This is a genomic window from Microbacterium enclense, from assembly GCF_004022425.1.
GTDB lineage: Bacteria > Actinomycetota > Actinomycetes > Actinomycetales > Microbacteriaceae > Microbacterium > Microbacterium enclense_A.
The window spans coordinates 33,601-47,113 of sequence record NZ_RBZY01000030.1; the positions used below are offsets into that span (position 1 = coordinate 33,601).

Below are 13,513 nucleotides of genomic sequence, written 5' to 3' on the forward strand. Positions count from 1 at the left end.
GTCAGTTCCGCTCGAGGGCCGCGTCGAGCAGATCGCTGATGAGGTCGGGGTACGTCAGCCCCGAGGCGATCCAGCACGTCGGGAACATCGAGATCGGGGTGAACCCGGGCATGGTGTTCACCTCGTTCACGTAGAACTCCGTGCCGGTGTAGAAGAAGTCGACGCGCGCGAGACCCTCGCCGCCGAGGGCTTCGAAGGCCTGGGCGGCGATGCGCTGCATCTCGGCGAGTTCGCCGTCGCGCAGTTCGGCGGGGCACACGAGATCGACACCGGGCGCGTCGAGGTACTTCGCCTCGAAGTCGTAGAACTCCCGGCCCGTGACCACGATCTCGCCGGCGACGCTCACCCGCACCGCACCGCCGTCGCGCCCGGGCAGCACACCGCACTCGAGCTCGCGGCCGACGATCGCCTTCTCGACCAGCGCGAGGCGGTCTTCGGCGAAGGCCGTCTCCAGGGCGGCATCCAGGTCTTCCCACCGTGACACTTTCGTCACGCCGACGCTCGACCCGGCCTCGTTCGGCTTGACGAACACGGGAAGCTCCAGCGCGCGGATACGGCGCTCCCATAGCTCGCGATCCCGCACGAGGTCGGCGCGGGTCACGGCGACCCACGGCACGACGGGTACGCCCGCCGAACGCAGGACGCGCTTCGTGACGTTCTTGTTCATGCCGATCGCCGACATCAGCACGCCGCCCCCGGCGTACGGGATGCCGAGCAGCTCGAGGAGTCCCTGGATCGTGCCGTCCTCACCGAAGCGGCCGTGCAGGATGGGGAGGACCACGTCCACATCGCCGAGGGAGCGCTCACCGCCGGCATCCGTCACCGTCCACTCGCGCGACACCGCCGACTCGGGCAGACGCACACGGCTGCCGTTGTCGAGGACCTCCGGCAGAGCCTCGGGGCGCAGCGCGAACTTGTCGGGGTCGTCGTCCTCGAGCACGAAGGCGCCGTCGCGCGTGATCCCGACAGGGATCACCCGGAAGCGGTCACGATCGATCGCCCGCAACACCCCGCCCGCCGTGGCGGAACTGATCGAATGCTCGCTGGAGCGCCCGCCGAAGAGCACCGCCACCACCGGTTTGGTCATTCTGCGTCCTCTCGCCCTGCGGCTGGTCGTCGTCGGTCGTGAGATGCGGCGCGATGTCACGGGGATCCATGGTGCCGTCGAGCACCATCTTCACCTGGCGCACGATCGGCATGTCGACACCGACTTCGCGCGCGAGCTGCAGCACGGGGGCGACGGATGCCAGTCCCTCCGCGGTCTGCTGCATCTGCTTGACCACGTCCTGGTAGCCGTAACCCTGTCCGAGCAGGCGCCCCGCCGTGTTGTTGCGGCTCAGCGGAGACTGACAGGTCGCGATGAGATCGCCGAGGCCCGCGAGGCCCTGCAGCGTCTCGGGCTGGGCGCCCTGGGCGACGGCGAAGTCGGTCATCTCGACGAGACCGCGCGTGATGATCGAGGCCTTCGTGTTCTCGCCATAGCCGACACCGTCGACGATCCCGATCGCGACGGCGATCAGGTTCTTCAGCACACCGCCGAACTCGGTGCCGATCACGTCGGTGTTCACGAACGACCGGAAGTAACGATTGCGGGCCCGCCGGGCCACGGCCTCGGCGGTCTCGGGGCTCAGCGAGCTGATCACGGCGGCGGTCGGCTGCTCGCGCGCGATCTCCAGGGCGAGATTCGGACCGGATGCCACGGCGATGCGCGCCGGGTCGCACTCGAGCACCTGCTCGATGACCTGGCTCATCCGCAGGCCCGACGACTTCTCGACGCCCTTCATGAGAGAGACCAGCGGCACGTTCGTGTGCTCCACCAGCGGCCGGATCGCGGCCAGATTCTCGCGCAGCGATTGGCTCGGCACCGACAGGTAGATCTGTTCGGCACCGCGCAGAGCCTCGGCGAGATCCGTCGTCGCCGTCATGGCGCGCGGAAGATTGATACCCGCGAGATACCGGCTGTTGCGTTTGGACTCCGTGATCTCGGCCGCAAGCTCGGGTCGCCGCGCCCACATGACGACGGAGGCACCGCCATCGGCCAGGATCTTGCCGAAGGTCGTACCCCAGCTGCCGGCACCGACGACGGCGACCTTGGGGCCGGCCACCTCGTGCTTACGACTCAAGGCGGCCCGTCTCGTTCTGCCCGTGCGCGGACGGGTTCCAGCGCACCGCGGGGGCCGGGATGCCACGCAGCCCCGCCAGCATCTCCGCGATGCGGCCCATGAGCGCATCCGTCGCCCGAGTGAGGGTCGCGGGCTGGGTGGCCGTCGCGCGGTACTCCGAGACGTCCATCGCCGGACCGAACTCGACGACCACGCGTACGCGACGGGGGAATTTCAGCTTGCCGTAGCGAGGGAGGATCTGCTGCACGCCCCACTGCGCCATGGGGATGAGGGGCAGGTCGCCCCCCAGCGCCAAACGCAGGGCCCCCGTCTTGCCGCGCATCGGCCAGAGGTCGGGATCGCGGGTCAGGGTGCCCTCCGGATAGACGATCACCCCGCGGCCGTCGCGGGCGATGCTCTGAGCGGCGGCGATCGACTGGTTCGCACTCGACGAGGTCCGCGGAACGGGGACCATGCCGGTGGCGCGCAGAGCAGCCCCGAGGACGGGGACCTTGAACAGGCTCTCCTTCGCCAGGAAGCGCGGCGCGCGCCCCGCGCGCCACACCGCGACGGCGATGACGAGGGGGTCGAACTCCGAATTGTGGTTCGGAGCGAGAACGTACGCGCCTTCGCGCGGGAGATTCTCGACCCCGCGCATCTCGATGCGCGCGAACATCCCGACGAGCGGGACCACGACAGCGGCCAGCGGCCAGAAGGCGCTCGGCCGGCTCTTCTCCGGAGAGGCCGCCACGGGTCAGCCCACGACGTCGAAGTCGGCGTCGAGAGCGGTGAGCTTCTCGAGGAACTTCTCGTACCCGCGGCGGATGATGCCGATGTTGCGCACCGTCGACTCGCCCTCGGCGGCCAGGGCGGCGATCACGTAGCTGTAACCGCCGCGCAGGTCGGGCACCTCGACGTCGGCGCCGTGCAACGGTGTCGGCCCGTTGATGACGGCGGCCTGCTCGAGGTCGCGCCGTGGAACCCGGCGGTCGGGGCTCGCGAGACCCTGCGGGTGCACGACGATGTCGGCACCCATCTTGTTCAGCGCCTGCGTGAAGCCGAGACGGTTCTCGTACACGGTCTCGTGCACCGTGGAGGTGCCGTGGGCCTGCGTCAGCGCGACGATGAGCGGCTGCTGCCAGTCGGTCATGAAGCCTGGGTGCACGTCGGTCTCGACCATGACGGGCTTGAGATCGTCGCCCCGACGGAACAGGATGCCGTCCTCGCGCACGTCGAACCAGCCACCGGCCTTACGGAACACGTTCAAGAACGTCAGCATGTCCTGCTGGCGGGCGCCCTTGGCGAAGATCTCGCCGTCGGTCGCGAGAGCGGCGCACGCCCAGGACGCGGCCTCGTTGCGGTCGAAGATCGCGCGGTGGTCGTAGCCGACGAGACGGTCGACGCCCTCGATGTAGATGACGCGGTTGGGCTCGTACGAGATGATCGCGCCCATCTTCTGCAGGACGGCGATGAGATCCATGATCTCCGGCTCGATCGCGGCGTTGCGGAGCTCCGTCACGCCCTTCGCCCGGACCGCGGTCAGCAGCACCTGCTCGGTCGCGCCGACGCTCGGGTACGGCAGCGTGATGTTCGCGCCGTGCAGGCCGTTCGGCGCCGTGATGCGGATGCCCTCGTAGCTCTTGTCGACAACCGCTCCGAACGCGCGCAACGCGTCCATGTGGAAGTTGATCGGACGGTTGCCGATGCGGCATCCACCGAGATCCGGGATCAGTGCCTCGCCCAAGAGGTGGAGCAGCGGCCCGCAGAACAGGATCGGGATGCGGGACGCCCCCGCGTGCGCATCGATCTCCTCGAAGTGCGCGGCCACCGCGCCGGAGGGGTCGAGGTGCAGCGTCCCCTCTTCGTCGCCCTCGGTGACGGTGACGCCGTGCACCTCGAGCAATGAGCGGACGACCTTGACGTCGCTGATGCTCGGGACGTCACGCAGGGTGCTGGTGGTGTCGCCCAGGAGCGCGGCCACCATCGCCTTGGTCACGAGGTTCTTCGCCCCCTTGACCTCGACCGTTCCGTGCAGAGGGCGTCCGCCGCGGATCACGAGGGTCTCCGCGTCTTCCCAGTCCGGCTGCGCGGAGAACTGATCTCCGGAATCGGTGACGAGTGTGCTCATAGGGGGGTGGACCTCACTTCGTGGACGAGGGGCGGCGGAGCGGCCCGATCGGGCCGACCGGGCTTAGCGGACCGGAAGGGTCCGTGGCCGCCATGCCTCGCGGCGCGCCTCGAACTGCGCGATCTTGTCTTCCTCGCGCAGAGTGAGCCCGATGTCGTCGAGCCCTTCGAGAAGCCGCCACCTAGTGTAATCGTCGATCTCGAACGAAACCCGGAGGTCGCCGAGCGTGGCGCTGCGGGCCTCGAGGTCCACGGTCATCTCGACACCGGGCTGCGCCGCGACGGCCGCCCAGATGCGCTCGACGTCGTCCTCCGAGACCACTCCCGTGACCAGTCCCTGTTTGCCCGAGTTGCCGCGGAAGATGTCCGCGAACTTGGGGCTCAGCACCACCCGGAAGCCGTAGTCGCGCAGCGCCCACACGGCGTGTTCGCGGCTCGAACCGGTCCCGAAGTCGGGACCGGCCACCAGGATGGACGCCGAGCGGAAGGCATCCTGGTTCAGGACGAACTCGGGGTCCTGGCGCCAGTTCGCGAACAGCGCGTCTTCGAAGCCCGTCTTGGTGACGCGCTTGAGGTAGACCGCGGGAATGATCTGATCGGTGTCGACGGCGGAGCGCTGCAGCGGGGCCACGATGCCGGTGTGCGTGGTGAACTTCTCCATGTCAGGCCTCCGCCCCGGTCGCGACGGTTTCCGCGGGCAGCGGATCGAGGTCGGCGGGGCTCGAGAGCGTGCCCCGCACGGCGGTCGCCGCGGCGACCAGCGGCGAGACGAGGTGCGTCCGCCCGCCCTTGCCCTGGCGTCCTTCGAAGTTGCGGTTGGACGTCGACGCACAGCGCTCGCCCGGGGCGAGCTGGTCGGGGTTCATACCGAGGCACATCGAGCAGCCGGCGAAACGCCATTCGGCGCCGAAGGCGGTGAACACCTTGTCGAGCCCCTCGGCCTCGGCTTCCAGACGCACGCGGGCCGAGCCCGGAACGACCATGACGCGGACGTTCTCGGCCTTGGTGCGGCCCTGGATCACCGACGCGAACGCCCGCAGGTCTTCGATGCGGCTGTTCGTGCACGAGCCCATGAACACGGCATCCACGGGGATGTCCTTCATCGGCGTTCCGGGCTCCAGCGCCATGTACTCCAGCGCCCGCTCGGCGGCGGCGCGCTCGTTCGCGTCCGTGATCCCGGCGGGCGTGGGCACGACGTCGGACAGCGAGACGCCCTGACCGGGGTTCGTGCCCCACGTGACGAAGGGCTCCAGCTCGTTCGCGTCGAGGAAGACCTCGGCGTCGTAGACGGCGCCCTCGTCACTCGGCAGCGTCCGCCAGTAGGCGACGGCGTCGTCCCAGTCCTGCCCCTGCGGAGCGTGCGGCTTGTCCTTGACGTAGGCGAAGGTCGTCTCGTCGGGCGCGATCATGCCGGCGCGGGCACCGGCCTCGATCGACATGTTGCACATCGTCATGCGCCCCTCCATCGAGAGGGAGCGGATCGCGCTGCCGCGGAACTCGAGTACGTAGCCCTGCCCGCCGTTCGCACCGATCTTGGCGATGATCGCGAGGATGATGTCCTTCGCCGTGACACCCGGCTTCAGCTCGCCCTCGACCGTGATCGCCATGGTCTTGAACGGCTTCAGCGGCAGGGTCTGCGTCGCCAGGACGTGTTCGACCTCGCTCGTGCCGATGCCGAATGCCATCGCCCCGAACGCGCCGTGGGTCGAGGTGTGGCTGTCGCCGCAGACCACCGTGATGCCCGGCATCGTGAGGCCCAACTGCGGGCCGACGACGTGGACGATCCCCTGCTCCTTGTCGCCGAGCGAGTGGATGCGGACACCGAACTCGTCGGCGTTGCGGCGCAGCGTCTCGATCTGCGTGCGGCTGGTGAGGTCGGCGATCGGCTTATCGATGTCGAGCGTCGGAGTGTTGTGGTCCTCGGTGGCGATCGTGAGGTCGAGGCGACGCACCGGACGCGCCTCGGCGCGGAGGCCGTCGAAGGCCTGGGGGCTGGTCACCTCGTGCACTAGGTGCAGGTCGATGTAGATGAGGTCGGGCTGACCGTTCTCGCCCTTGACCACCAGGTGGTCGTCCCAGACCTTCTCGGCCAGGGTCCGCGGGCGATCGGGAATGTGGATGCCGTCGATCGATGTCGTGCTCATGAGACTTGCGTTTCTCCTCGGATGGGATGTGAGGCCCGCGACGAAACTCCGCGACGAGAAAGGCCTAGGACAAGGTCTCGTCGCGGCCGCTAAGGAGGAGGCCGACGATCCGCACCTCGTCACGATACCACCGGCCCGTCGGGGGCCTCCGCGTAACACGGCGCCGCACGTTTGGGCGGGGCCGGGGTCCGCGTGCGAGCCTGTCGCCACCGCTTCGGGAAGGAGAGTGCCGCATGGGCGCGCAGGAAGACACCGGGTTCTCGACCCGTCAGGTGCACGTGGGGGCCTCGGTCGCGCCCGCCTCACCGCGGGCCACACCGATCTACCTGACCGCGGGGTTCACCTTCTCCGACCTCGATGAGTCGGCGGCGCACTTCTCGACCGGCAGCGGCTTCGGCTATTCCCGAACCGGCAATCCGACCGTGCAGGCCGTCGAGGAACGCCTCGCGTCGCTCGAGGGCGGCGACCAGGCGATCCTCGTCTCGAGCGGTCAGGCCGCGGTCACCGTCGCACTCCTCGGACTCCTGGATGCCGGTGACCACCTCATCGTCTCCGAGCACATCTACGAGGGCACCCGGGGCCTGCTGCTCGACAACTTCTCGCGTCTGGGCATCGAGACGACGTTCGTCGACACCGACGACCTCGACGCGTGGCGCGCCGCCATCACTCCGCGGACGAAGGCGATGTTCGCCGAGACGCTCTCCAACGCCCGCAACGACGTCCTCGACGTCGCCGCCGTCGCCGCCATCGGAGCCGAGCGCGGCATCCCGCTCGTCGTGGACAGCACGTTCACCACCCCCTACCTGCTCCGCCCGATCGAATACGGCGCGGCGGTCGTCGTGCATTCGGCGAGCAAGTTCCTCGCCGGCCAGGGCGCGGTGCTCGGCGGCGTCATCGTCGACGACGGGCGCTTCGACGCCGCGGCATCCGGTCACCTCTTCCCGCACCTCGTCGGCACCGACCGGCTCGGCGGGGCGAGCTACGCCGAGAAGCACGGTCGGCGCGCGCGCGGGCAGTACCTGCGCGAGAGTGTCGCTCCCCGCTTCGGCCCGTCGCCCTCTCCGCTCAACGCCTTCCTCATCGGCCAGGGCGTCGAGACGCTGAGCCTGCGGATGGAGCGGCAGTCGGCCAATGCCCTGGCCGTCGCGCGGTGGCTCGAGACCCGTCCCGAGGTCGAGCGCGTCGACTACGTCGGGCTCTCATCGCACCCGCACCACCATCTGGGTCGGCGCTACCTCACGCGCGGCAGTGGCTCGGTGTTCACCGTGACCCTCCGCGGTGGACTCGAGGCCGCGCGGCACGTCGTGCAGTCCGTCCGGCTCGTCACCCACATGACGCACCTCGGCGACGTCCGCTCGCTCGTCCTGCACCCGCAGAGCACGAGCCACTCGGGGCGCACCGTCGCCGAGCGCGAACGCGCGGGGGTGTTCCCGGGGACCATTCGCCTGTCGATCGGCATCGAGGACGTCGACGACATCATCGCCGACCTCGCGCAGGCCCTCGACGGCGTGGCATCCCTCGCTCTCATCGACGAGCCCGCGGATGCCGACGTCCGTGAGGTCGTGGTCCTGTGAGCCGGCTCCAGCACTTCGGGTGGTTCCTCGCCCGCGGTTTCGGTCCGCACGGCTGGGGGCACCCGTACCTCCGGTGGAACCACCGATGGACCGAGCCGGGTCTCTACCAGGACTCGGCCCGCACGCTCGAGCAGGCCGGTTTCGACCTGCTGATCATCGAGGATGCGCCGTCGCTCGGCAGTGCCGAAACCATCGACCTGCGCGTGCGGCACGCGTTCGGCGGCCCCAAGCACGATCCGTTGCTCCTCGCGCCCTACCTGTTCGCCGCGACGCGGCACCTCGGCATCGCACCCACGGTCAACCCTGCGGCGTATCTGCCCTACACCGCGGCCCGGCAGTTCGCGACGCTCCAGCACCTCAGCGGCCACCGCCTCGGTCTGAACGTCGTCACCGACACCGGCAGCGCGCGGCACTTCTCGACCGCGCCGCAGCTCGGACACGACGCCGCGTACGACCGTGCCGAGGAGTGGATCGACGGACTCCGCGCGCTGTGGCGCAGCTGGGGCGACGGCGCCCTCGTCGAGGATGAAGAGACAGGCGTGTACGCCGACGGCACGCGCCTGGATGCCGCCCCGCACCGCGGCGAGTACTTCGGCTTCGACGGCCCGCTCAACGCGGTGCCGTTCACCGACGGCGAGCCCGCGATCGTGTCCCCCGGAGGCTCGGGCCGTGGCCTCGCCTTCGCCGGGCGCAATTCCGACGTGCAGCTGGCTCTCGCCCCGCTCGACGAGCAGAGCATCCGCGCCTACCGCGGCCGCATCCACGCGGCCGCCGAGGCCGCGGGACGCGCGGCGAGCGACGTGAAGATCCTGTTCGCGATCCAGCCCGTGCTCGTGGGATCGGCGGAGGAGGCCGACCGGCTGGTCGCGGCATCCGCGGATCCCGACGACGCCGCGTTGCTCGCCATCGCCCGCAAGCAGTCGAGCGACCTCGAGATCGACCTCACCGGGCTCGACCTCGATCAGCCTCTGGATCGCGCGATCTTCGGCGAGCACGTGTCGGAAGGGAGCATCCGCCGTCTCGTCGGGAAGCACGAGCCCGATGCTCCCCTGCGCGCGATCCTCGCGGCGCACGCACGCCTCGGCCGTCTGAAGGACGGGTCGGGCTTCGTCGGCACCGCGGAGGAGTTCGCCGACCGGGTCGAGGAGCTCGGCGACTGGGGCAACGACGGCGTGCTGCTGTGGGGCGACCTGCACCCGGTCACCGTGCACCGGCTGCTCGATGACCTCGTGCCGATCCTCCGACGTCGCGGCATCCTGCGCGAGGAGTACGTCGACGGCGGCCTCGGGGCCAACCTACACGCGTTCTGACCGCCGGCACGGCGGTCCGCGCACGGAGCCTCAGTCGCGGTCCGGCTGCTCCACGGTAGGAGGCGTGCCCTTCTCGTCGGCGACCCGCGCCGCCGCGTCCTGCGGCCCCGCGGTGTCCGGCTCGCGCCGCGAGACGACCAGGCTCGCGATCGTCGCGACGGCCATCGATCCCACGATGACCGCGAGCGAGACCCACGTCGAGATCTCGGGCGCCCACTCGATCGGCTCACCGCCGTTGAGGAACGGCAGCTCGTTCACGTGCAGCGCGTGCAGGATGAGCTTCACGCCGATGAAGGCGAGGATGAACGCGATGCCGTAGTGCAGGAACCGCAGGCGCTCGAGCAGGTCGCCGAGCAGGAAGTACAGCTGGCGCAGGCCCATGAGCGCGAACAGGTTCGCCGTGAACACGATGAACGGGCTCTGCGTGATGCCGAAGATCGCCGGGATCGAGTCGATTGCGAACAGCAGGTCGGTCACACCGATGGCCGCGAACACGATGATCATGGGCGTGAACACGCGCTTGCCCTGGACGCGCGTGAAGATCTTCTTGCCGTCGTACGCATCGCTGATCGGCAGGACGCGACGCAGCATGCGGACGATGAGGTTCTCGCGCTGCGTGTCGTCCTCGTGGTCCGCGCCCGGGAACGCCTGTCGGACCGCGGTGTAGATGAGGAACGCGCCGAACAGGTAGAAGATCGGACTGAAGTTCTCGATGATCGTCGCGCCGACGAGGATGAACGCGCCCCGCAGCACGAGCGCGATGATGATGCCCACCATCAGCACCTCTTGCTGGTAGCGCCGCGGCACCGCGAACTGCCCCATGATGAGCACGAAGACGAACAGGTTGTCGATCGACAGGCTGTACTCCGTGAGCCATCCGGCGACGAACTGCCCCGCGACCTCTCCCCCGGCGACGATCGCCAGCACACCCGCGAACGCGAGCGCCAGCACCACGTAGAACACGACCCACAGCGTCGACTCCCTCGGCGAGGGGATGTGCGGACGCGCGAGGATGATGAGCAGATCCGCGGCGAGGATCAGCACGAGCACCACGAGGGTGACCGTCTGGAACACCGGGTCCAGCTGCAACTCCATGACGGGCCTTTCGTTCGGGGAAACGCTGAAGTCTATCGAGTGGCTGAGACGATCGCGCGCGAGCGGACACCTCTGAGTGAGAGAGTGCTCGCACGGGTGCCGGATCGAGGGAACGGATGCCATGACCGACGACGTCATCGACGACAGGGCGCTCGTCGCGCGCGCCGCCGACGGGTCGGAAGCGGCCTTCCGGTCGCTGTATCGCGCGTACGTGCGACCGGTGTACTGGATCGCGTTCGGACTCGTCCACGACGAGAGCGACGCGGAGGACGTCGTTCAGGAGACGTTCGTCGCCGCCTGGCGGAAGATCCCGAAGCTGCGGCTGGAGGGTGCTTCCCTGCTGCCGTGGCTCGCGACGGTCTGCCGCCTGCAGGCGCAGAACCGGCTCCGGTCGAAGCGCCGGCACGGGAACACCGCGGAACTGGACGAGCGCATCCCCGCGCTCGTCGACGTCGAGAAGCAGGTCGTGGAGGCCGAGACGGTCGCCGCGATCCTCGCCGCGGTCGACGGTCTCGCGGATCTCGACCGCGAGATCTTCCGCCTGTGCGCCGCCGAGGGCTACGGCTATCAGGCCGCCGCGGAATCGCTCGGCGTGTCCCACGGCACCGTACGCAACCGCCTCTCCCGCATCCGTTCCCGGGTGCGCGCCACCGCGATCGAGACGGAGACCCCATGACCACCCCCACCCTCCCCGCCCTCCGCGACGACCGCGTGGATGCCATGGAGTCCGTCGTGTTCACCCGGATCGCCGACGAGCGCCTCACCCGCCGTAAGCGTCGGCGAGGCGTCGGGACGGGCGTCGGCGCGGCGGCCGCCGTGCTCGTCGTCGCGGCCGTCATCGGACCGATGCTGTCGATGCCGCCGGGAACCGCGTCGTTCGACTCCGGCGTCGTCGGTGTCGCGGAAGGCGGAGCGATCGACCCGGGCTTCGGTGTGGCGGGCGACGGCGCTCGCGACCTCGGTGCGCCGGTTGCCCCCGAGAGCGCCGTCGGCGGCGCAGCGAGCGATGCAACGACCGAGTCCGGATCGTTGAACGCCCCCGACCGGGAGATCATCGCCACCGGCTCCAGCACCGTGGAAGTCGACGACGTCCGCTCCGCGATCGAGCAGATCTCGGATGCCGCGACCGCCGCGGACGGCTACGTGGAGTCGTCGCAGGTCGGCGGCGGCTACGGCGTCATCCCCCTCGACGGAGCGGGATCGCAGCCCGCGGTATCGTCCGGTTGGATCACCGTCCGCGTCCCTGCCGATGCACTGCCATCGGTCATGGATGGCCTGTCTGCCGTGGGCGATGTGACCGCCACGAGCGTGAACCGCTCCGACGTCACCGAGCAGACGGTCGATCTGCGGGCGCGGGTCGCCGCGGGCGAGGCATCCGTCGCTCGTCTGACCGAGCTGATGGGGCAGGCCGGTTCGGTCGCCGACCTCATCGCCGCCGAGTCCGCGCTCGCCGAACGTCAGGCACAGCTCGACTCCGACCGGTCGGTCCTCGCATCGATCCAGTCGCAGGTCGCGATGTCGTCGCTCAGCGTGCAACTCACCGAGCGCTCGCAGACCGTGGCGGCCGATCCCGCCGGCTTCGGCGACGGCTTGGTCGCCGGCTGGAACGGGCTCATCGCGACCCTGAACGGCGTCGTCATCGGCCTCGGCTTTCTGCTGCCGTGGATCGCGGTGGCGGGCGTCGTGGTGCTGGTCGTGTGGGGCGTGCGGCGCATCGTGCGGAAGCGTCGGGGGTCGCACGAGGCGTAGGACGACGGGGCCCAACCCGCGCTGACGGCTTCTCGTCCAGCTGCGGCACCGGAACGAGAAGAAGCCCCGACCATTCGGTCGAGGCTTCTTCTCGTTGGTGACCCCAGCGGGATTCGAACCCGCGTTACCGCCGTGAGAGGGCGGCGTACTAGGCCGCTATACGATGGGGCCGCGTCGCAACCGTTCAAGTATGCACTACGGCGCCGCGCACGACAAATCGGGCCGCGATCGACTCGCAGCCCGGGCGTGTCCGGCCCAACGTACCGCGCGCGCCGCCGCGAGGGAAGAGTTCGGGCCGCATCGACGCATCTCGTTCACCCCGTGGCATCCATCCGGTCCGCCGTCCAGCGGTTGCAGGCTCCCCCACCGCGGAGTTGACTCGCTCCCATGCAGGTCACCAAACACGAACACGCCGCTCTCGTTCTCACCGAGGCGGGACACACCCTCGTCATCGACCCCGGCGTCTTCACCTCGCCGCTGGAGGAGCTCACCGGCCTCGTCGGGGTCGTGATCACCCACGAGCACCCCGACCACTGGACGCCCGAGCACCTGACGCGGTTCGAGAAGGCGCATCCCGGTGTGCCCATCTACGGGCCGGAGGGCGTGCAGAAAGCGGCGGCGGGGTTCGACGTCACGGTCGTGCACCCGGGAGACTCGCTCGACCTCGGACCCTTCCACCTCGAGTTCTTCGGCGGGAAGCACGCCGTCATCCACGAGTCGATCCCCGTCGTCGACAACGTCGGTGTTCTCGTCAACGACGCGTTCTACTACCCGGGCGATTCATACACGGTGCCCAAGGGTGCGCACGTCGCGCTCCTGGCCGCTCCGGTCGGCGCGCCCTGGCTGAAGATCTCCGAGGCCATGGACTACGTCCTCGAGGTCAAGCCCGCGCGCGCCTTCGCCACGCACGACATGACCCTCTCGGTGGCGGGCAAGCAGATGGGCGATGCCCGCCTCACGTGGGCCGTCGAACAGCACGGCGGTTCGTTCGTCGACCTCGACCCCGGGGACTCCACCGAGGTCTGAGTCGCACGCCCGTCATCGAGCTGCAGAACTCCTGCAGAACCGGCGACCCCGCCATCCATGCCTGGGGTCCGCAGCGTCGTGCAGGAGTTCTGGCGCACCCGTCGTCATCGCGCGATTCCGCCGACAAGACGTGCGTGGCCGCACCCACACGCACAACTCCTGCACGACCCGTGGCTGTCGACCACCCCGCGTCATACAAGCGCACCTAGCAGGAGTTGTGCGTGGCGAGACGCGCAAACACCGGATGCCACGAGCCCTGGGGCCGTGGCATCCGGTGTCTGTGAAAGCGGTGCCTACTGCGCGTCGAGGTCCGTCTCGAGAAGGGCGACGAGCTCGTCGAGCGCCTGCTCGGCGCCCTCACCCTCGGCCTTGAGCGTCACGACGGT

At 69.4% G+C, this 13,513-nt stretch carries 13 protein-coding genes and 1 tRNA gene; 5 read left to right on the forward strand and 9 right to left on the reverse strand.

Annotation, left to right across the window (positions count from 1 at the left end):
• Position 1: 1 nt before the first annotated feature.
• The 6 genes from D8Y23_RS09615 to leuC form a co-directional block, all read right to left on the reverse strand.
• On the reverse strand, positions 2–1,087 hold the full coding sequence (locus D8Y23_RS09615) for a D-alanine--D-alanine ligase family protein (RefSeq protein ID WP_128217923.1): 1,086 nt from the start codon (positions 1,085–1,087) through the stop codon (positions 2–4).
• Complete coding sequence (locus D8Y23_RS09620; protein ID WP_128217924.1) at positions 987–2,123, reverse strand: NAD(P)H-dependent glycerol-3-phosphate dehydrogenase; 1,137 nt, start codon at positions 2,121–2,123, stop codon at positions 987–989. The genes D8Y23_RS09615 and D8Y23_RS09620 overlap by 101 nt, the downstream gene beginning before the upstream one ends.
• Positions 2,113–2,853, reverse strand: a complete 741-nt coding sequence (locus D8Y23_RS09625) for a lysophospholipid acyltransferase family protein (protein ID WP_128217925.1) — start codon at positions 2,851–2,853, stop codon at positions 2,113–2,115. Before D8Y23_RS09625 ends, D8Y23_RS09620 begins: the two co-directional genes overlap by 11 nt.
• A gap of 3 nt (positions 2,854–2,856) precedes the next feature.
• Entirely contained in the window at positions 2,857–4,230 is a 1,374-nt protein-coding gene (gene murA / locus D8Y23_RS09630; protein ID WP_128217926.1) for a UDP-N-acetylglucosamine 1-carboxyvinyltransferase, read from the reverse strand.
• Positions 4,231–4,293: 63 nt separating this feature from the next.
• Positions 4,294–4,890 carry a 3-isopropylmalate dehydratase small subunit gene (gene leuD, locus D8Y23_RS09635; RefSeq protein WP_128217927.1) on the reverse strand — a complete coding sequence of 199 codons (597 nt, stop codon included), beginning with the start codon at positions 4,888–4,890 and terminating at the stop codon, positions 4,294–4,296.
• 1 nt (position 4,891) lies between these two features.
• On the reverse strand, positions 4,892–6,373 hold the full coding sequence (gene leuC / locus D8Y23_RS09640) for a 3-isopropylmalate dehydratase large subunit (protein WP_128217928.1): 1,482 nt from the start codon (positions 6,371–6,373) through the stop codon (positions 4,892–4,894).
• 233 nt (positions 6,374–6,606) lie between these two features.
• On the opposite strand from leuC, the gene D8Y23_RS09645 reads away from it, so the two are divergent.
• Positions 6,607–7,947, forward strand: coding sequence for an O-acetylhomoserine aminocarboxypropyltransferase/cysteine synthase family protein (locus D8Y23_RS09645; protein ID WP_128217929.1), 1,341 nt, complete (start codon positions 6,607–6,609; stop codon positions 7,945–7,947).
• Complete coding sequence (locus D8Y23_RS09650) at positions 7,944–9,257, forward strand: LLM class flavin-dependent oxidoreductase (RefSeq protein ID WP_128217930.1); 1,314 nt, start codon at positions 7,944–7,946, stop codon at positions 9,255–9,257. The genes D8Y23_RS09645 and D8Y23_RS09650 overlap by 4 nt, the downstream gene beginning before the upstream one ends.
• A gap of 30 nt (positions 9,258–9,287) precedes the next feature.
• Here D8Y23_RS09650 and D8Y23_RS09655 read toward each other — a convergent pair whose 3' ends face one another.
• Positions 9,288–10,352, reverse strand: a complete 1,065-nt coding sequence (locus D8Y23_RS09655) for a TerC family protein (protein WP_128217931.1) — start codon at positions 10,350–10,352, stop codon at positions 9,288–9,290.
• Between the two features lie 121 nt (positions 10,353–10,473).
• Between D8Y23_RS09655 and D8Y23_RS09660 the strand changes: the two genes are divergently transcribed.
• Both D8Y23_RS09660 and D8Y23_RS09665 read left to right on the forward strand, forming a co-directional pair.
• On the forward strand, positions 10,474–11,028 hold the full coding sequence (locus tag D8Y23_RS09660; protein WP_128217932.1) for an RNA polymerase sigma factor: 555 nt from the start codon (positions 10,474–10,476) through the stop codon (positions 11,026–11,028).
• The gene (locus D8Y23_RS09665; protein WP_128217933.1) at positions 11,025–12,101 is read left to right on the forward strand and encodes a DUF4349 domain-containing protein; all 1,077 of its coding nucleotides are present in this window, start codon (positions 11,025–11,027) and stop codon (positions 12,099–12,101) included. The genes D8Y23_RS09660 and D8Y23_RS09665 overlap by 4 nt, the downstream gene beginning before the upstream one ends.
• Positions 12,102–12,196: 95 nt before the next feature.
• Here the strand turns inward: D8Y23_RS09665 and D8Y23_RS09670 are convergent.
• A tRNA-Glu gene (locus D8Y23_RS09670) sits at positions 12,197–12,272 on the reverse strand.
• Positions 12,273–12,488: 216 nt separating this feature from the next.
• On the opposite strand from D8Y23_RS09670, the gene D8Y23_RS09675 reads away from it, so the two are divergent.
• The gene (locus D8Y23_RS09675; protein ID WP_128217934.1) at positions 12,489–13,127 is read left to right on the forward strand and encodes an MBL fold metallo-hydrolase; all 639 of its coding nucleotides are present in this window, start codon (positions 12,489–12,491) and stop codon (positions 13,125–13,127) included.
• Between the two features lie 293 nt (positions 13,128–13,420).
• On the opposite strand, the gene D8Y23_RS09680 is transcribed toward D8Y23_RS09675, so the two are convergent.
• Positions 13,421–13,513: HPr family phosphocarrier protein (locus tag D8Y23_RS09680; protein ID WP_164878191.1), on the reverse strand; the 93-nt coding region annotated here is incomplete at its 5' end.